This window comes from Geovibrio ferrireducens, from assembly GCF_026226615.1.
Classification (GTDB): Bacteria; Chrysiogenota; Deferribacteres; order Deferribacterales; family Geovibrionaceae; genus Geovibrio; species Geovibrio ferrireducens.
The window spans coordinates 1-18,912 of the sequence record NZ_JAJAPB010000006.1 but is presented as its reverse complement, the minus strand read 5'-3'; the positions used below and the strand labels follow the sequence as shown (position 1 = coordinate 18,912).

16 protein-coding genes are annotated in these 18,912 nt (G+C 49.9%); 8 read left to right on the top strand and 8 right to left on the bottom strand.

Translation table 11 applies throughout. The annotated features are described in order from the left end of the window. From OSQ85_RS07900 to OSQ85_RS07880, 5 genes are all read right to left on the bottom strand, one after another. Entirely contained in the window at positions 1–1,122 is a 1,122-nt protein-coding gene (locus OSQ85_RS07900) for an efflux RND transporter periplasmic adaptor subunit (protein WP_265822312.1), read from the bottom strand. Continuing rightward, entirely contained in the window at positions 1,100–2,365 is a 1,266-nt protein-coding gene (locus OSQ85_RS07895; RefSeq protein ID WP_265822311.1) for a TolC family protein, read from the bottom strand. The genes OSQ85_RS07900 and OSQ85_RS07895 overlap by 23 nt, the downstream gene beginning before the upstream one ends. A 62-nt stretch (positions 2,366–2,427) precedes the next feature. Continuing rightward, positions 2,428–2,823, bottom strand: coding sequence for a FixH family protein (locus tag OSQ85_RS07890; protein WP_265822310.1), 396 nt, complete (start codon positions 2,821–2,823; stop codon positions 2,428–2,430). Between the two features lie 230 nt (positions 2,824–3,053). Then, positions 3,054–4,133 (bottom strand): tRNA 2-thiouridine(34) synthase MnmA, encoded by a 1,080-nt coding sequence (gene mnmA / locus OSQ85_RS07885; RefSeq protein ID WP_265822309.1) that lies wholly within the window; start codon positions 4,131–4,133, stop codon positions 3,054–3,056. Next, the gene (locus tag OSQ85_RS07880; protein WP_265822308.1) at positions 4,127–5,236 is read right to left on the bottom strand and encodes a cysteine desulfurase family protein; all 1,110 of its coding nucleotides are present in this window, start codon (positions 5,234–5,236) and stop codon (positions 4,127–4,129) included. The genes mnmA and OSQ85_RS07880 overlap by 7 nt, the downstream gene beginning before the upstream one ends. Before the next feature lie 169 nt (positions 5,237–5,405). On the opposite strand from OSQ85_RS07880, the gene OSQ85_RS07875 reads away from it, so the two are divergent. Further along, positions 5,406–5,867 (top strand): RrF2 family transcriptional regulator, encoded by a 462-nt coding sequence (locus OSQ85_RS07875; RefSeq protein ID WP_265822307.1) that lies wholly within the window; start codon positions 5,406–5,408, stop codon positions 5,865–5,867. A gap of 63 nt (positions 5,868–5,930) precedes the next feature. Continuing rightward, the gene (pyk, locus tag OSQ85_RS07870; RefSeq protein ID WP_265822306.1) at positions 5,931–7,343 is read left to right on the top strand and encodes a pyruvate kinase; all 1,413 of its coding nucleotides are present in this window, start codon (positions 5,931–5,933) and stop codon (positions 7,341–7,343) included. On the opposite strand, the gene OSQ85_RS07865 is transcribed toward pyk, so the two are convergent. Then, on the bottom strand, positions 7,340–7,588 hold the full coding sequence (locus tag OSQ85_RS07865; RefSeq protein WP_265822305.1) for a type II toxin-antitoxin system HicB family antitoxin: 249 nt from the start codon (positions 7,586–7,588) through the stop codon (positions 7,340–7,342). The genes pyk and OSQ85_RS07865 overlap by 4 nt on opposite strands. 121 nt (positions 7,589–7,709) lie before the next feature. On the opposite strand from OSQ85_RS07865, the gene OSQ85_RS07860 reads away from it, so the two are divergent. Continuing rightward, positions 7,710–8,930 carry a class I SAM-dependent rRNA methyltransferase gene (locus OSQ85_RS07860; protein ID WP_265822304.1) on the top strand — a complete coding sequence of 407 codons (1,221 nt, stop codon included), beginning with the start codon at positions 7,710–7,712 and terminating at the stop codon, positions 8,928–8,930. A gap of 9 nt (positions 8,931–8,939) precedes the next feature. Here OSQ85_RS07860 and OSQ85_RS07855 read toward each other — a convergent pair whose 3' ends face one another. Then, complete coding sequence (locus tag OSQ85_RS07855; RefSeq protein ID WP_265822303.1) at positions 8,940–9,593, bottom strand: potassium channel family protein; 654 nt, start codon at positions 9,591–9,593, stop codon at positions 8,940–8,942. Positions 9,594–9,598: 5 nt separating this feature from the next. Next, positions 9,599–10,885 (bottom strand): TrkH family potassium uptake protein, encoded by a 1,287-nt coding sequence (locus tag OSQ85_RS07850; RefSeq protein WP_265822302.1) that lies wholly within the window; start codon positions 10,883–10,885, stop codon positions 9,599–9,601. Positions 10,886–11,118: 233 nt separating this feature from the next. Here OSQ85_RS07850 and typA point away from each other — a divergent pair, with 233 nt between their 5' ends. The 5 genes from typA to OSQ85_RS07825 all read left to right on the top strand — a co-directional run bounded on the left by typA (position 11,119) and on the right by OSQ85_RS07825 (position 18,748). Beyond that, positions 11,119–12,954: a translational GTPase TypA gene (gene typA, locus OSQ85_RS07845; protein ID WP_265822301.1), complete on the top strand. Its 1,836-nt coding sequence runs from the start codon at positions 11,119–11,121 to the stop codon at positions 12,952–12,954. A gap of 159 nt (positions 12,955–13,113) precedes the next feature. Next, on the top strand, positions 13,114–14,913 hold the full coding sequence (locus tag OSQ85_RS07840; protein WP_265822300.1) for a sensor histidine kinase: 1,800 nt from the start codon (positions 13,114–13,116) through the stop codon (positions 14,911–14,913). A 229-nt stretch (positions 14,914–15,142) separates the two neighbouring features. After that, positions 15,143–16,936 carry a DEAD/DEAH box helicase gene (locus OSQ85_RS07835; RefSeq protein ID WP_265822299.1) on the top strand — a complete coding sequence of 598 codons (1,794 nt, stop codon included), beginning with the start codon at positions 15,143–15,145 and terminating at the stop codon, positions 16,934–16,936. 83 nt (positions 16,937–17,019) lie between these two features. Beyond that, positions 17,020–18,237: a DUF438 domain-containing protein gene (locus OSQ85_RS07830; protein WP_265822298.1), complete on the top strand. Its 1,218-nt coding sequence runs from the start codon at positions 17,020–17,022 to the stop codon at positions 18,235–18,237. 139 nt (positions 18,238–18,376) lie between these two features. Beyond that, entirely contained in the window at positions 18,377–18,748 is a 372-nt protein-coding gene (locus OSQ85_RS07825; RefSeq protein ID WP_265822297.1) for a VOC family protein, read from the top strand. Positions 18,749–18,912: the final 164 nt, after the last annotated feature.

The window sequence follows — 18,912 nt, the reverse complement described above, 5'->3', positions numbered from 1 at the left end:
TCAGAACCCCTTGACAGGGCTTATGCCTTTAAGCTGAGCTTCCGAATCCAGCAGGAAGTTGGCTCCCCTTGCCACTGTTTCCCCTTCGGAGAGCCCTTTGCGCACCTCGGTAAAACCGTCAGTCTGCGCACCGGTGAGTATTTCGCGGGGTTCAAACCTTCCTTCACCGAGACTTACGAAGACAATTTTCCTCCTGCCGTCATCTATAACAGCATCGGACGGAACCGCAAGAACTCTGCCCGCAGGGAATTCAGCGAGAATCTCAGTGTACATTGAAGGTTTCAGCAGACCGCTTCTGTTATTCACGAGAAAACGCACCTTGAGGGTTCTGGTTCTCTGTGAAACTTCGGGGTAAATATAGTCCGCAGTGAGCTCGTAAATCACGTTGGGTATTCCCGCCAGAGTGACATTGGCTTTGCTGCCGACCCTTATGTGTTTCAGCTCCTCCTCGTAAACATCCGCTATAATCCAGAGATTGGCGAGGCTCACGGCACTGAAAAGCTCCATGCCGGGCTCAGTCTTCATCCCTTCGCTTACATTTTTGGCTGTCACATAGCCGGAGGCGGGGCTGTAGAGCGTTATTGTTCTTTTCGATCTGCCTGTTTTTTCTATTTCCTGAATCTGCTTTTCCGTAATATCCCAGTATTTAAGCCTTTGTCTGGCGCTTTCGGTGAGGCGTCTTGCGTCTTCGGCGAAAATGTTTCCGTATGCCCCGCCGGAGGAGGGGCTGATGTTCGCAGAATGCTTAAGAAAAGCCAGATACTCCTCCTGAGCGGCTACCGCCTCAGGGCTGTATATTTCGGCGACACGTTCACCCTTCTTCACGTTTCTGCCCCTGTAGTCAACATATAGCTTCTCAATCCATCCGCCGAACTTGCTGTTAACTGAGAATGAGGATGTCTCGTCCGCCTGCACTATGCCCGGCAGCTTCAATTTCTTTACAGATTCGCGGTATTCCGCCTTTGCGGGCTTTACGCCGAGTTTCTGTATAAGTTCGCCGGAAAGCTTTATCGAGGGTGCGTCCTCAAACATGCTGAAATCGTCAGCATATGCGGCCGGAGCCAGAAGAAACGCCGCCGCAGCAAAGGGTAAAATTGTTTTATTCAGGTATCTGCGTGCCATAGAGCGTTCCTCCGGTAAGTGTATTGAGCGCACTGAGTTTTTTCTGCCTCAGGGTGCTCTGTTCAAGGTATTTCATTTCGTATTCTATTGATGTGTTCACAGCGGCGATGACTTCCGATGCGGGCATCATCCCCTGACGGTAGCCCGCGAGACTTGAATCCCTCAAGAGACGGGATTTTCCAATGACTCCGCCCCTGTAAAGCTCCATTATCCTTTCCGCCGCTTCTGCCGAGGCCACAAACTCCGTCACCATACTTCTCAGCTCGTGGCGCATATCTGCCAGAAGCGTGTCCGCCTTGTATTTTTTAGCCCGTGCGGAATCCGCCGCAGGCTTCTGTTTTGTTTTATAATAGAGGGGAAGGTTGAACGCCACGCCCACTGTCCAGACATCGTCCATTTCGCTGAATCTCGGCTCGTAGCCGGCGGTGATTGTGAAGTCCGGGTACATCTCCAGCTCCTTCATCTTCACCTCTGCCTCCATCTCCTGAACCTCGCTCTGCATAGCCCTGACTATCAGCGAGTTGCTGCGGGCGAGGGTGTATATTTCCTCTGTGGTTTTCTCAAGGGGGAGCTCAGGAAGCTTAACAAACTCACCGGAAACGTCCGAATCCTCCCCTGTAAGGTGAGCCAGAGAGGTTTTTAACATTCTCTCCTGCTCCTCAAGCATTTCCTTTGCCTCAAAAGCCATGTATTTTTCACGCTGGAACATCAGCACCTCCGCCGATGAACCCTGAGCAGAACGGAATCTGGCATCCGCCGCAGCCTCCAGCAGGCTGAGGAAGCCTATTTTGGAATCCAGAAGCCTTTTCGATTCCTGAATGCGGTAAAGATCGAGATAAGCCGCCCTTATGTTATAGATAATGCTGAGTTTTTCATTTTCTCTGCTGATCCCGGCTGTTTTTGTTCTGAACTCTGCCTGTCTGGTCTGCGCCTTGAGCTTTCCCGGAAAGGGGAACATCTGGCTGAACATCACCGTGAAACGGGTCATGCCCGCCATTTCGTCACCGAGGGTGATTCTGTCTGTGCCCTCGTTTATGTAGCCGAGGCTCACCATGGGGTCGGGCAGACTGCCCGCCACGGATTCCAGAGCTTTGGACGCTTTCACTTCATATTCCATGGACTCAAGCCTTGTGTTTTTTGATAATGCCTTGGCTATGAGGCTGTCTATATCCACAGTTTCGGCCTGAGCAGTGAAGCCTGTTAAAATCAATGCCGCGGCAGCGGCAATTGCAGTAATTCTCATTTCCCTGATCCTTCTTTAAAAAACAGGCGGATTCCGCAAGTTACGGAACCCGCAGTTGACAGTTATCTCACGTCCACGCTGAAAGAGACCCTGTTCATGGTTTTTGAAGGAGGAGCTACAAAACGCACCTCCACGTTCCACGGGCCTGTCATACTGAGGTCAAGGACTGCCGAATATGCGCCGTTTTTGAATTCCGCCATGGTTTTGTAGTCCATAGCGGGCATGCCGGGCATAGCGGGCATGGAGTAGTAAACGGCAGCCTTCGCATCCTGAACGGCTTTGCCGTCCTTATCCCTGATTACGATCGAAACGGTATTCTTGCCTTTAACGGGTGGGTTCCTGTCCAGAGAGGACACAACTGTGAAATCACCTGTCTGTTTTGTGATTTCGAGGGGAGCCGCAAATGCCGAAACAGCGAGAATCAGCATGAGAGCAGCGGTTAAGATTAGTTTTTTCATTGATTGCCTCCTAAGTGCAAATCTTTAATGCGCCCGCATTAAGCACGGGGTTGTAAAAATTTTCACTGCTTTCCCATGGGAAAACAGAGGCTTTCAGGACTTTTTGTTCGGGGGAGAACATAACGGTTTCCGCAAACCGTTTTACTATATAAAATCTATAGTTTGAGTGTTAATATACTATGCCGGTAATCATACAAAGTCAATAGGAAAAAAGAAGCGGGCGGGGCAGTTCATATCTTGCTCCTTATCCAGCCTCTGCCCAGAACCATGTCCCCGTCGTAAAGAACCACGGCCTGTCCGGGTGCTGCCGCCTTTTCGGGCGTTTCGAAATCTATTCTGTAAGAGCCTGATTTTCCGGCGAAAATTTCTGCCTTAACCGCTTTATGCCTGTAGCGGATTTGGGCGAGGCACCTGAATCCGTCCGCAGGGTTGAATCCCTCCCGCCATGTCCAGCCGTCTGCGGTGATGGAGGAACTCAGAAGATTTTTCTGCTCGTCCGTGATTATCACACGGCTGTTTTGTGCATCTATTTCCTTTACCCAGAATCGCTTAAAGGTAGTCAGACCGAGGTTTCGCCTCTGACCTACGGTAAAGTTATGAAGGCCGCTGTGCCTTGCCATTAACTCCCCCTTGTCTGTGATCACTTCGCCGTGTCTGGCGGGTGAGCCGAACCTGTGGCGGAGCATTTCGGCGAAGCTGTCAAACCCGCCCACAAGGCATGCATCCTGACTCTCAACGCTTTCTGCTGAGGGCAGGTTCAGTTTGCGGGCGTATTCCCGCACCTCCGGTTTGTCCATGCCGCCCAGCGGGAAAAGTGAGCGTCTGAGCTGTTCTCCCGTCAGCCCTGCGAGGAAATAGGACTGATCCTTGTTTGCGTCTTTCCCTCTTTTCAGCACGGGCAGACCGTTTACGAAGTCAATCTGTGCGTAATGCCCTGTTGCGATGTATTCCGCATTCAGGCTGCGGGCAAAGTCCTGCAAAATGCCGAACTTCACATATTCATTGCAGAGAAGGCATGGGTTGGGTGTTCTGCCGGAGTCGTATTCTCTCCATGAGCTTTCCAGAACTGTTTTTTCGAAATCCTTCACGCAGTCATAAACATAATGGCGGATGCCGAGAGCGTTTGCGGTGGAGCGTGCCTTCGTCATGCCGTCTATTCCGCAGCAGGAGGGGCTGTCTGATGCTTCGGAACATTCGTGGAGCTTGAGGGTTACGCCTATTACCTCGTAACCCTGTTCGATGAGCATTGCCGCCACCACGGAGGAATCGACACCGCCGCTCATGGCGGCAACCACACGTTTTTTCACCATGTTTTCCCTCTCATCGAGCTTACAGTGTCCGCAACTGTTTCCGCCGCTCTGACTATCTCCTCTTCCGTTGTGCCTCTGCCGAGAGAGAAGCGCACAGATGCACGGGCATCCCCGTCAGAGAGCCCCATGGCTGTCAGCACGTGGGAAGGTCTGAAATCCGCTGAACTGCATGCCGAACCGCCGGATACGCACAGCCCTGCCAGATCGAGGTTTATTATAAGCGAATCCCCTTTGAGGCCGCTGAACGTTATGTTTGATGTGCCTGAAACTCTGGGTGAGCCCAGCCCGTTTATGCGGCAGTCAGTCACCTTTGCCGTTATCAGTGATTCCAGCATATCCCGCAGACGGGCAATCTCCGCTTCGTCCTTTTCCATGCGTTTCTCCGCTGTTTCACAGGCTTTTGCGAATGCCGCAGCCAGAACTGTGCTTTCCGTGCCGGGGCGCACAGCCTTCTCCTGACTGCCGCCCTGCATGAGAGGGGAGGCTTTGAGTCCTCGCCTCACGAAAAGCGCACCTATGCCTTTGGGTGCGTACATCTTATGCGCAGAGAGGGTGAGGATGTCCGCACCGAGCTCACGGACGTTTATCCTTATTTTTCCTGCCGCCTGAACAGCATCAGTATGAAAAAGCGCTCCTGCGGCGTGTGCCGCCTCCGTCGCTTTCCGCACAGGCTGGATAACCCCTGTGTCATTATTGGCAAGCATAACGGAAACGAGGGAAACCCCCGCAGGGATGTTTCCGGCGCTCACTATGCCGCCTGAATCAGCAGGGAGGTGATGAACCCTCACCCCCTTTGCAGCGAGGTATTCAAACGGTTTCAGAACTGAGCTGTGCTCAATGGCGGAAACAGCCGCCGAGCTTCCGGCGAAGCTGTGAACGGCTATGTTATTCGCCTCTGTTCCGCCGGAGGTAAAGATTATCTCATCAGGAAACGCACCGATAAAAGCCGCCACCTTCGCCCTTGATTCGTCCAGAAGACTGCGCGCCTTCTGCCCCTCTTCATGGAGGCTTGAGGGGTTTCCGTATATCTCCAGAACTCGGAGCATTTCCTCTCTGACTTCCGGTGCGATGGGCGTTGCGGCGTTGTGGTCAAGATATATCATCAATTTTCCTTGCAATATCTGCTATAAAATATATATATTTACTGGATGAAAATAGATAATCCCTGAAAAGGTGTCAAGGTTAATTGCGGCTTAATAATTCAGAACCGCTATTTGTTGACAACTATTAGCGGATTATGTACATTTCTGTAACTGAGAAAGGATTTGTTTTATGTTTTCAATGAAAACCGTTTACGGCCTGAAGGCTCTTCAGTATCTCGCCGTGCACGGAGCCGGAAGGCATGTGCTTATATCTGAGGTCGCTGAAAAGGAAGGGATTCCCAAAAAATTCCTCGAAACCATACTGCTTACCCTTAAGAATGACGGTCTTCTCATCAGCAAAATAGGCAAAGGCGGCGGCTATCAGCTTGCTGTTGCTCCTTCGGAAATAACCATGGAGCGCATTATCCGTGCCCTTGAAGGTCCTGTGGCCCTTGTTCCCTGCGTTACGGATGAAAACAGCAGCAAGTGCGACTACTGTGAGGATTTTGCCACCTGCGGCGTGCGCCTTTCCATGACCCGCATTACCGACAAGCTCATTAACGTTATGTCCCAGACCACTCTTGCCGATATGCTGGAGGATGTTGAAAGGGCGATTCAGAGCAAAAGAAATATCCACAACTACGTCATATAGCCTTCATTAACTCCCTGTTTTGGTGTATTCTTACTTGATATTATTTTTTTCAGGGGGAAACACATGAGACGCACAAAAATTGTGGCAACACTGGGGCCTTCCTCATCAGATCCGCAGACAATCTCCGAGCTTATTGACGCAGGGCTTAATGTTGCCCGCCTGAATTTCTCCCACGGGGATCACGAAAGCCACGGCAAAATGATTGACCTTATCCGCTCAATCTCGGCGGAGAAAAATACATGCGTAACCATACTGCAGGATCTCTGCGGGCCGAAGATTCGCCTCGGCATCCTCCCTGACGAGGGGGTGGAGCTCAGAAAAGGGGAAACCTGCATTCTCGCATCCGAAGCTTATGCCGAGGAAGGCGTTCTGCCTGTTCAGTATGACAACCTTGAGGCGGATCTTAAAAAGGGCGACCGTGTAGTCCTTGCGGACGGAACAATGGAGCTCCTCGTTGAAGCCGTAAACGGCAAAAAAGTTACCTGCCGGATTGTGCGCGGCGGCAGAGCCTTCTCCCGCAAAGGGGTCAACATGCCCACATCAAACCTCAGCGTAGTCGCTTTCACCGAGAAAGACCGGAAAGACCTCATGTTCGGCCTTGAAAAAGGGGTGGATGTGGTGGCGCTCTCCTTTGTCCGCAGTGCGTCAGATCTGGTGAAAATCCGCTCCATCCTCTCAAAAGAGAAAAACCAGCCCATGCTCATAGCAAAGATTGAAAAACCTCAGGCTGTTAATAATATAGATGAGATTCTGCCCATGGTGGACGGCGTGATGGTTGCCAGAGGCGACCTCGGCGTGGAGATGCCCCTTTTTGACGTACCTGTGATCCAGAAGCAGATAATCCGCAAGGCGCGCAGGGAAGGCAAGGTGACAATAACCGCAACGCAGATGCTGAAAAGCATGGTGGACAGCAATCTCCCCACAAGGGCGGAGTGTACGGACGTGGCAAACGCTCTCTTTGACGGAACATGCGCCGTTATGCTCTCGGAGGAGACAGCCTCCGGCAAATATCCCGTTGAGGCGGTGAAGGTTATGAATGCCCTTGCCAGAGCCACGGAGCACCATGTAATCAGCGAATACAGCATGAAGAGCGATGAGCACACCGCAGATAAAAAGAATATAGCTTGGGCAGTGGGGCGTTCCGCCTGCTGGCTTGCAAAGGATCTGGAAGCGGGCGCAGTGGTGGCGTACACGGAATCGGGCTTCACAGCGGCAAGCGTGGCAAGGTTCAGACCCTCCGCACCGATACTGGCGCTCACCCCGAACAGGCGCACATTTACCAAGCTGAACATGCTCTGGGGTGTTGTTCCAGGACTGACGGAAGGGTTTCATGATATAGAGGAAATGTTTTCCACAGCGGCTGAGATAGCAGTGGCGAAAAGGCTGGCGAAGAAAGGGGACAACATAGTTATAACAGCAGGTGTCCCGCTGGGCGTAAAAGGCTCAACAAATATGGTAAAGGTTTACGAAATTTAGAATATTCTGCCGTATATCCCGGCACGGACGGGGATAAGCACCTCGTCCGCTTTCGGCAGTGAGGGGGAACAGGGTTTTTCATCCTCTTCCAGCATAATTTCCAGAAGATTATTGAGAACCTCCTCGGCAGTTTCCAGCGCCTCCTCATAGGAACGGCTTTCGGCGCACAGTTCCTTAAAGTCCCTGAAACTTATGCGGTACATGTCATTTTTCGGTTTTATCCTGCACGGATAAGCGAGCTTCATTCTGATACTCCCTTTTTAATGGTTATAATAAAGTATAGTCTCTGTCATGGGCTTTTCAAGCAAGCCTTGCTTTAACTCCGCATTTTGTTTAATATCGCCGCATAAATACATGGAGTATTAAATGGCTGACATAGCGATAGAGAGGATCTCCTTTCAGCTTGCCCCTTCTGCGGAAAGGGAAGTGAAGAAAGGACATCCGTGGGTTTTTGATAAAGGGATCATCAAGCAGAACAAGGACGGACAGGCGGGAGCCTTTGCCGTGATATATGATAAAAACCGCGGGTTTGTGGGGCTGGGGCTTTATGACCCGGATTCACCCATCCGCATCCGCATGCTGCACAGGGGCAAGCCTGTCACCATTGATGCGAACTGGCTGAAAGATAAAATAAGCGCATCCATATCCGCCCGCAGGAAGATTTTTGCGGACGAAAACACCACGGGCTTCCGACTTGTAAACGGTGAGAATGACGGTCTGCCCGGAATAATAGCGGACTATTATGAAAAGACACTGGTCATCAAGTTTGATTCAGGGATCTGGATTCCTTATCTGGAACTGCTCACGTCAATTTTTGATGAACTGCTCAGGCCGGAATGCATAATCCTCCGCCTCAGCAGAAGCATAGACACCAAAAAACTTCCCGAAAAGGTGCGTGACGGAGCTGTGCTGAAAGGCACTGCGCCCAAAGGTGCTGTGATTTTCAGGGAAAACGGCATCCTCTTTGAAGCCGAGCCAATTCACGGGCAGAAGACAGGCTTTTTCCTCGATCAGCGTGACAACCGCTCAAAGGTTGAAAGGTATGCCAAAAACCGTGATGTTCTCAATGTTTTTTCATATACGGGCGGCTTTTCGCTCTATGCGGCCAGAGGCGGGGCATCCTCCGTCATAAGCCTTGATGTGAGCGAGCCTGCGCTGAAAGCGGCGGTAAGAAACTTTGAACTGAACAGGGACGATATATTGATCTCCGAATGCAGGCACAGCACAATCTGCATGGATGCCTTCGAGGCATTGACGGAGCTTGCCAGACAGAAGAAAAGGTTCGGCATGGTCATTGTTGATCCGCCTTCGTTTGCCCGCAAGCAGTCGGATGTGGAGAGCGCTGTATCAGCCTACCAGAAGCTCACCCGCCTTGCGCTGGGTGTTCTGGAAAGCGGCGGCATACTGGTTTCCGCCTCATGCTCCGCCAGAGTTCCGTCCGATATGTTTTTTGATGCTGTCACAAGGGCTGCGGCAAAAACCGGACGCCCATTGCAGATAATGCAGAAAACCGGACACGCCGCAGATCACCCCGTGGGTTTTCCTGAGGGTGAGTATCTGAAATGTCTGTTTGCTTTTACGAAGTAACCTCCGGGTTTACTTCGCAAAAGCCTTTATAATATCCTCTTCCTTTCCGGCGACAATGAGTTCGTCCCCCTCATGCAGAACCATGTTGGGGTTGGTGATTATGCTTGTCTTGCTGCCGTTTTTCTTCACCATCACGGCGTTAATCTGATACTCCTTCCTTAAGTCAAGCTCCAGAAGGCTTTTTCCTTCCATGCGGGCCGGTATGGCGACGCTGATCAGGCTTACATCACCGTCAACTGTGAGTATCTCCATCATATCCGGTCTGCTTATTCTGTCGGCGAGGCGCTTTGCCACCTCTCTTTCGGGGAGGATTACCTCATCCGCGCCTATTTTAAGGAGAAGCTCCTCATGGATCTTCCTGTTTGCCTTGGCGATTACGTGCTTGCAGCCGACTTTCTTAAGATCAGCCAGAGTAAGCAGAGCCTGTTCAAAGCTGCTGCCTATGCCGATTATGACTATGTCAAATTTCTCTATGCCGAGTTCAGTGAGCGTGCCGTGATCCGTAACGTCAGCTATCACCGCTTCGGTTACGTTATCCTTAATCTGCTCCACTATTGTTTTGTCCCTGTCAACGGCGAGAACATTATGCCCCTTTCTGCTAAGCTCAGTTGCGATGCGGAAGCCGAATATTCCAAGCCCAAGAACCGCTATGTCTTTTTTCATTTTCATCACCCCAGAATGAGTTTTTCTTCAGGATAAGATATTTTCGATTCCTTTTTTCTGCCTGTCATTGCAATGAGTATGGCGCTTGGCCCGACCCTGCCTATGAACATGCATGCTGTTAATATAAGTTTCTCCGCTGTGCCAGCTTCGGATGTGAGACCGAGGGAGAGACCGACCGTGCCTGTGGCGCTGACAACCTCGAACAGAACACTGAGGAACTGAGTTTCCCTGAAAAGCAGTATCAGTGCGGAGGCAAAGCAGACAACCACGGAGTAAAGGAATATTATTGTAAATGCTTTCAATATGTTGGACGGAGGTATGGTTCGCCCGAAGACCCGTACCCCTGTTTCCCCCTCCACGGCTCTGCGGACTGAGACAGCGGCGAGAAACGCTGTGGTGGTTTTGATACCGCCCCCTGTGGAGCCGGGGGAAGCGCCGATAAACATCAGGATTATCATAAACATAATGCTGACGCTGTGCATCCCGGCGAGATCCACGGTGTTAAAGCCTGCTGTCCTTGTGGTGACTGACTGAAAAAGTGAGTCGATGACGCTCATCTGACCGTATTCGGTGAGGTAAAGAAGCACTGCACCGCCGAAACTGAGGAACGCCGATATGCCCAGAACTATCTTTGTATGTATGCGGAGTCTGGTTTTTTCTTTTACTTTGCGCATGAGGTCAAATATCACGTAAAACCCAAGCCCGCCTGCGGTGATCAGAAGCATTACGATGGTTTTAACCATGCCTCCGGAGTTTGTGAGGCTTGCGTCAAATGTACTGAACCCTGCGTTGCTGAAGGCTGAAACTGAATGAAATACCGCCAGATACAGCGCATCGTAAGCATTATGGCCGTCCATGATGAACCCCGGCCAGAGCAGAGCAGCACCGGCAGCTTCGCATATGAACGTGTATGAAACTATATAAAAAAGAACGTTTTCGATCTCCCGCAGGTTATAGCTTTCCGCCAGCCGGGATGCCATAAGCCTTGTGCCGAAATCCAGATCTCCGGTGATGAAAAGGAGGAGGGATGAGCTGAGCGTCATTATCCCCAGTGCTCCCAACTGAATGAGCAAAAGCAGAATTGCCTGTCCGGTGAAGGTGAAGTCGGACACGCTCATGACAGAAAGCCCGGTGACGCATACGGCAGAGGTGGACATGAATAGCGCATCCACAGGCGAAAGCCCGCCTTCCGCAGTTACAAATGGTGTCATGAACAGCAGTGCACCGGCTGCGATGAGCGTAAGGAAGGTAAGGATAAGATAGCCCTGAGGCGAGGGACGGCGTTTCTTCATAAAAGTTTATAGCATTTTCCGCATATTTTTTACACTCAATTTTTCTTTATATTTCCAGTCTCTTATAACCGCAGGCATACAAATAATCTTTTTAAAACAAAATACTGCTATTTACATTTTAAAATATTTTCAGTAGAAGATAGAGCCTTCAATTTCGGCTGATTACGTTAGATATGTCCGTGAGGACAGATATGAAATCATGAAACATGAAATAAATTCAGGAAAAATCCCGCATGGCAAAAGCATTTAACCAGAAACTCAGGAACATTGCGATCATAGCGCACGTTGACCACGGCAAAACAACCCTTGTGGACGCCCTTTTCAAACAGGCAGGCGTTTTCAGGGAAAATCAGGCGGTGGACGATCGCCTCATGGACAGCATGGATCTTGAACGCGAACGCGGAATCACCATCGCAGCAAAAAACTGCTCTGTCAGCTATAACGGAGTAAAAATCAACATACTCGATACCCCCGGCCACGCCGATTTCGGCGGCGAGGTGGAAAGGGCGCTTTCAATGGTGGACGGCGTTATTCTTCTTGTGGATGCCTCGGAAGGTCCTCTGCCCCAGACGCGCTTTGTTCTCGGCAAGGCGTTTGAAGCCGGACATAAGGTCATAGTGGTAATAAACAAAATTGACCGTCAGGATGCCAGACCCGATGAAGTGCTTAACGAGGTCTATGACCTTTTCATCGATCTCGGCGCGGATGACGAACAGATAGAATTTCCCCTCTACTACGCCATAGGCAGGGAAGGCATATGCCAGACCAAGCTTGAGGAAAGAGGAACTGACATGCGCCCGCTCTTCGAGGCGATCATAAATCACATCAATCCCCCTACTTACGATGATACGGAGCCTTTCCAGATGCTGGTGAGCGACCTGAGCTACTCAGACTATCTCGGCAGACTGGCGGTGGGCAAGGTTATAAACGGTTCATCCCACACAAACGAAAACCTTGTGTGCATAAATGAGAAAAACGAGCAGCTTCCTCTCCGTGTCAGCAAGGTGCAGACATACGAAGGAACAGGCATGAGAGATGTTGAAAAGGCTGAGCCCGGCGACATTATTATCCTCTCCGGTATAGAGAACATCATGATCGGCGACACAATCTGCACCAAGGAAGCTCCCAAGGCGCTGAAAAGGATCAAGATAGACGAACCCACTGTTTCAATGAAATTTTCCATTAATACCAGCCCCCTCGTGGGCAAAGAGGGCAAGTTTGTTCAGTCCTCCAGAATCCGCGAGCGCCTCTTTAAGGAAGCCATGAAAAACGTTGCCATAAGGGTTGAGGAAACCGACTCCCCCGACAGTTTCATAGTTAAGGGCAGGGGCGAGTTCCAGATGGCGATCATAGTTGAGACCATGCGCCGTGAAGGCTTTGAGCTCTGCATAGGCAGACCTGAGGTTATCACCAAAACAATCGACGGCGAGTTCTGCGAACCTATCGAACAGCTTTTTATAGACTGCGACGAGGCGTTTATCGGTGTTGTAACCGAGAAGCTCTCCCTGAGAAAAGGGAGGCTGACCAACCTTGTGAACAACGGAACAGGCAGGGCGAGACTCGAATTTTCCATCCCCAGCCGCGGTCTTATAGGCTACCGGGATGAGTTCCTTTCAGATACAAAAGGCACAGGCATAATGAACTCACTGTTTGACGGCTACGAGCCCCACAGAGGCGAGATAATCTCCCGCTTCACAGGCTCCATAGTTTCTGACCGCGCAGGAAAGGCAGTGGCTTACGGGTTGTTTCACCTTGAGCCCAGAGGCGTTCTTTTTGTGCGCCCCGGAGAACCTGTTTATGAGGGGATGATTATAGGCGAATACAACAAGGATAATGACCTTAATGCCAACCCCTGCAAAGAGAAAAAACTCACCAACATGCGTGCATCCGGAAAGGATGACGCGGTCACTCTCACCCCCGTTATGCCCATGACGCTGGAAAAGGCGATCCATTTCATTGCGGAGGATGAGCTTGTGGAGGTGACGCCTCTCTCAATCCGTTTGAGAAAAAGGATTCTCTCTCAGCAGGAGAGGCACACAGACAGATCAAGGAAACTTGCTTCCAAGTAAGAATCATAAGTTCAAAAACCCGCTGCCGGCGAATGGCGGCGGGTTTCCTTTCGGCATCATATAAAACAATTAGATATAATTATTGAGATTGCGAAGCCTGCTCCCAAAGGCTATTCTTTATATAGCAACCACGTTTCATTATTATTCAGGGATGTACATATGAAGGGTTTTCTGCGTTTCGGCATTCTTATTATCCTCTTTACTGCGGCGTTTGCCGCTCTCTATGTTTCTTACGCCGAGGTTCGCAAAAAGAGCCTTGAAAAACTGTCTGAAAGGCAGATGCTCCTCGCCAAACAGGCAGTAACGGGTATAGAGGAGTTCTTCAGCAGTTATACAAATATGTTCATGCAGTATGCCCTTGCCCCGGAGATGGTCAATTTTGATAATGAAGGGAAGCGTCTCATCCGCACCCTTTACACATTCAACAAAAGGCAGTTCAGGGCAGTAACCAGATACGATGAAAACGGCATGATTATTTACACATTTCCGGAAAGGCCCGAATTGGTTGGAACAAGTGTGGCGGATCAGGCGCATGTGAAGCATATTCTTAAAAATAAAGAACCTCTCTTAAGCGATGTTTTCATGGCTGTTCAGGGGTACCAGACGGTTACTCTGAATATTCCGGTTTTTGACGGAGCGGTGTTTAAGGGTGTTCTGGCTGCTTTGGTGGATTTTGAGTACGTTGGGGCAAAATACTTAGGCAGTATAAGCATAGGCGAAACAGGCTATGCGTGGATGATTGATAGAGAAGCGAACCTTATTTTCAGCCCCGCTCACGGGAAAAATCTTATAAATGTTAAGTTTGAGGCTGACAAATATCCTGACTCCAAAGAACTCGGAGACAAAATGCTCAGCGGGGAATCAGGTTTCAGCACCTATACATATGATACTGTTGCAGGAGACAGGGTGATTCCCGTGAAAAAGCTTGCAGCATTTATGCCTGTGCATGTTCTGGGCAATTTCTGGTCTCTGGCGGTTGCCATACCGGAGGATGAAGCATATGACGATCTTTCCGGTTTTTATCAGAAAATGCTTTTTATCATGGCTGTGATGTTTGCTGCATTTGCGTTTTACATAAATGTGGTTTTCAGGATGATGAAGCTCTCCCTTATGAATACTGAGCTTGCCCAGCGTGTGGCGGAAGAGGTGGAGAAGAGGAAGGAGCAGGAGAGAATGCTCCTCCAGCAGGCGAAGTTCACCTCAATGGGTGAGATGATAAACGCCATAGCCCACCAGTGGCGCCAGCCGCTCACAGCTATAGGCTTCGGCATTCAGGAAATGGGGGAAATGTCCAAGGAGAGACACCACACTGACGAATACATTGACGACTATGTGAGGTTCCTTATGGGAATAGTAATGCATATGTCTGAAACAATTGATGATTTCAGGAACTTCTTCCGCCCTGACAAAGACAGGGTTGAGCTTGACATCAGGCGTACAGTCATGGCTGTTCACAGTATAATAAACTCCCAGTTTTCGGCAGCGGGGATAAAAGTGACTATTCTGTGTGAAACACCGGGGCGCAGATATGAGGTTCATTCCGAGAAGGATATAACAGATGAAGATACGGAGCTCTATACTGTGGAGGGGTTTGAAGGTGAGGTTAAGCAGGTTTTCCTTAACATTCTCCAGAACGCCCGTGATGCGATAATACCCAGAATGGAGCTTATAAATATGGGGCAGGGGAGCGTGGCTGTGACCATTACTCCTTTCAGCAAATATATAGATATAGACTTCACCGACAACGGCGGCGGAATCAAGGCTGAGTTTCTGGACAAGGTATTTGACCCCTACTTCACAACAAAAGGGGAATCGGTCGGCCTCGGTATAGGGCTTTTTATGTCAAAAACCATAATTGAGGAGCATATGAGCGGTTTCCTCATGGTTCGTAATGTTAAGGACGGAGCCAGATTTTCCGTTCGACTCAACAGGAAATACCCCGATATAACGGAAGGGTGACGGTATTTTTCAGGAAATATGCAGTTTTGTTTTAATTTTAGTAAATATTACGTTGCAAAATCTGTGATAATGTTTATTGTGTAATCAACAGGACGGTAGTATAAGAATTTCCCCCAGATGATTTCCTTATCCTAGAGTAAGCATCCCCCGCAGTGATTTGTATTCAGCAGAACAAGTGTGAGCCGGTCGGCTGCTTCAAGCGTGCCTGAAAAAATATAGTGAGATAATAATGAACGAAAACGAGACAACAGGCTTCGAGCACTTCGGACTCAGCGCTGAGGTGATGCAGGGCATCATCGAATGCGGATTCAAATTACCCAGCCCCATCCAGCAGCAGGCCATTCCCCTTCTTCTTGAAGGAAAAGACATGATAGGCCAGGCGCACACGGGAACAGGAAAAACTGCGGCTTTCGGATTACCGTCAATCAGCCGCCTGAAAAAGACAGGCGAAGTTGAAATGCTTGTCATCACCCCCACAAGGGAACTCGCCATGCAGGTGAGCGACGAACTCTACAGATACGGCAAATATGCCGACATCAACACAACAACAGTTTACGGCGGACAGTCATATTCACGCCAGTATGAGCGCCTCAGAAGAGGAACCCCCATAGTGGTTGCCACTCCCGGCAGGCTTCTTGACATACTTTCATCAGGCAAAGTGAAAAGCTTTGCTCCTTCGATAGTTGTTCTGGATGAAGCGGATGAAATGCTGGACATGGGCTTTCTTGAGGATATTCAGAAGATTTTCACCTATCTTCCCGAAGACAGGCAGACACTTCTCTTCTCCGCTACTATGCCCGATTCCATAAGGAAACTGGCTGCGACCATTCTCAAGGATCCCGCTCACATAAGCGTGATGAACAAAGAGAAAACAGTAAGAGACATCGACCAGAGATACTACGTAATAGAAGAGCAGGAAAGGGATGACGCCATCATCCGTCTTATAGACAGCTTCGAGCCTACCCGCTCTATCATCTTCTGCCGCACAAAGAAAGAGGTGGAGCGCATATGCACCACACTTATAGGCAGGGGATATTCCGCAAAAGGCCTTCACGGAGATATGGAACAGCACCAGAGGGAAGAGGTTATGACCTCATTCCGCGACGGACGCATCTATACCCTCGTGGCTACTGACGTTGCGGCCAGAGGGCTCGATGTTAAGGACGTTACTCACGTCTTCAACTACCACATGCCTTTTGACTCCGAAAGCTACATCCACCGCATAGGCAGAACAGGCAGGGCAGGAAGCAAAGGTATAGCAGTCACTCTTGTTACTCCTCAGGAGCTCAGAGGGCTTAACCGCATCCAGCGCAGCATAGGCGATGTAATGACGCAGAAATTCGTTCCCACGCTTCAGGAAGTAAGGGATGAAAACATAGCAAAACTCGTGGACAAAGTTGCTGCCTGCGAAATAGACAAAAAAGCAGCGGAAGTTCTTGAAATGCTCACTGCTGAACACAGCGAAGTAAACATAGCCCTTAAGCTTGTTTCCATGCTCCTTGATAAGGAAAGCTTCGCAGGGCCCAACCATATAGGTCTCAGCCAGAAAAGAATCGAAAGAGTTTTCGAGGACGAAAAACGCGAGCGCTCAGACAGGTCAAAAGGCAGAGGCGGCAACAGACGCTCAGCAGGCGGCCGCGACCGTTTCAGCCGTGACAGAAGCGAAAGAAGCGGCGATTCCAGAGGCAGCGGCTACAGCAAAGAACGCTCATCCTCAGACCGTTTCAGCAAGGACAGAAGTGAACGTCCCGCTGGCGACAGATTCAATAAAGACAGAGGCGACCGCCCCGCAGGCGACCGTTTCAGCAAGGACAGAAGCGAGCGTCCGGCAGGCGACCGTTTCAGCCGTGACAGAAAAGAAGGCGAGCGCAGCGGCGACCGTTTCAGAGATAAACCCCGCTCCGCAGACAGCCAGCCCCGTCAGGGCGGCTGGAACAAATTTGACAGAGAGCCCCGCCCCGAAAGGGAAAAAAGCGGCGGTGATTCCTTCTGGAAAAAGCGCGGAGATAAAAAAGACTATTAAACTCATAACCTCCCTTCGGGGAGGTTTTTTTGTGCCTGATTCTGCTCTCTCATGTTAAGCTTGTATAAAAAGCGGAGGCGGATATGGGCAGACACGGCGGATTCTCGGAGGAAAGGGCGCATGCCTTGTTCTCTCTTTTTTCAGGCTTTATTGAGGGAACAGACGGCAAAGAGCTTTTTGATGCATATAAGCCCAAGCTGGACGGCATCACCCCTCTGGAAGTTCTTATAATGGGGGAGCGTCTTCTCAAAGAGGGCTACTCCGTTGAGAGCATAAAGAAGCAGGTCGAGAAGGTTTTCAACATCATAATCCCCGCCCTCAAAGAATATGAATGGGACGAGCCCGACGAAGAGAGCGCCGTCCGCTGGCTTATGGAGGAGAACCGCGCTCTGGCTTCCCATATGGACGGCATGAAAGGGAAAATAAGAGAACTGAGCAGTCTGGAACTTTCGTCAGTGGCTTATTCGTCGGTTTATTCATCCCTTAAGAAAGACTTCCGCAAGTTAAGCGAATTTGAGCCGCATTACCTCAAAACGGAAAATGTTCTGTTCCCTTTTCTGGAGAAACACCAATATTTTGAGCAGCCGCTTAAGGTTATATGGTCGCTGGATGACGACATCCGTGCGGTGATAAAGGAGATAAATACCGCGCTGGACTCCGCGGACAGCCTTGGCATGAACGAGCATATAATCATAGGCAGACTTTTTATGCTGATGATGCGCATGACATATAAGGAGAATCTGGTAATTTTGCCTGCCGCTGCGGAATGTCTGAGCGATACTGATAACTCAAAAATGCTGGAGATGTTCTCTGAGGTAGGCTTTGCCTTTGTGCACCCGCCTGAAAGCTCTGCCGCCCCGCAGGAGGATGCGGAGTACTGCGGCGGGCTTATAAAAATGGGCGGAACCGGGGTTCTCACAGTGCATCAGCTTGTCAGCATGATGAACAGCCTGCCGGTGGATATTACCTTTGTGGATGAGAATGATGAGGTGAAATATTTCTCCGCCCCTAAGGAGCGCTTCTTTACCCGAAGTCCCGCAATCATCGGCCGTAAAGTGCAGAACTGCCACCCGCCGGACAGCATAGATACCGTGAACCGTATAGTGGAATCTTTCAGGAACGGGAGTGAATCCGAGGCAAAATTCTGGATAAATCTCAGGGGAAAGATGCTTCTTATATGCTATTACCCAGTGCGCGATGCTGACGGAAAGTATCTGGGAACTGCCGAGGTAACACAGGATATAACGGAGATACGGGAACTCAAAGGTGAGAGGCGGTTGCTTGAATGGGACAAAAGTTAGTACAGAACAATTCAGTACAGGAAAATATGTAAAAATGATTTGACAGCAATTTATGAAAAAGACCTTGAAAATCTGCCTCTGATATTGCAAATTAAATTCTTTGTCTGATCCGATAATGCGGTTAACCAGAGGTAAGTTGATGCAGTTTAAGTTTTTACATAACAATCTTAATGTTTTTGATCTCGGTAAAAGCCTTGAGTTTTACAAGAAAGCCCTCAGCCTGACTGAGGTTCGCAGATACAATCAGGAGGACGGGGATTTCATACTCGTTTATCTCGGTGACGGTGTGACCCCGCATCAGCTTGAACTCACGTGGCTGAGGGACAGGGAAGAACCCTACGACCTCGGAGAAAACGAGATACACATAGCCTTCGGCGTGGATGATTTTGAGGCCGCTCACAAACTGCACTCCGAGATGGGCTGCATCTGCTTTGAAAATAAATCTATGGGCATCTACTTCATCGAAGATCCGGACGGCTACTGGGTGGAGATTATTCCTAATAATAAGTAGTTATCAGTTCCATGTATGGAACTGCGCCGTGCGGAGCGAAGCCGTGTTTATCACGGCGCGAGCGTGTGCGGAAAAAACACAGGATGTAGTTTTTGGAGCGTCAAGTGAGAGATTGCTTCACTCCTGCGGAGTTCGCAATGACGCAAACAGTTCCATGTATGGAA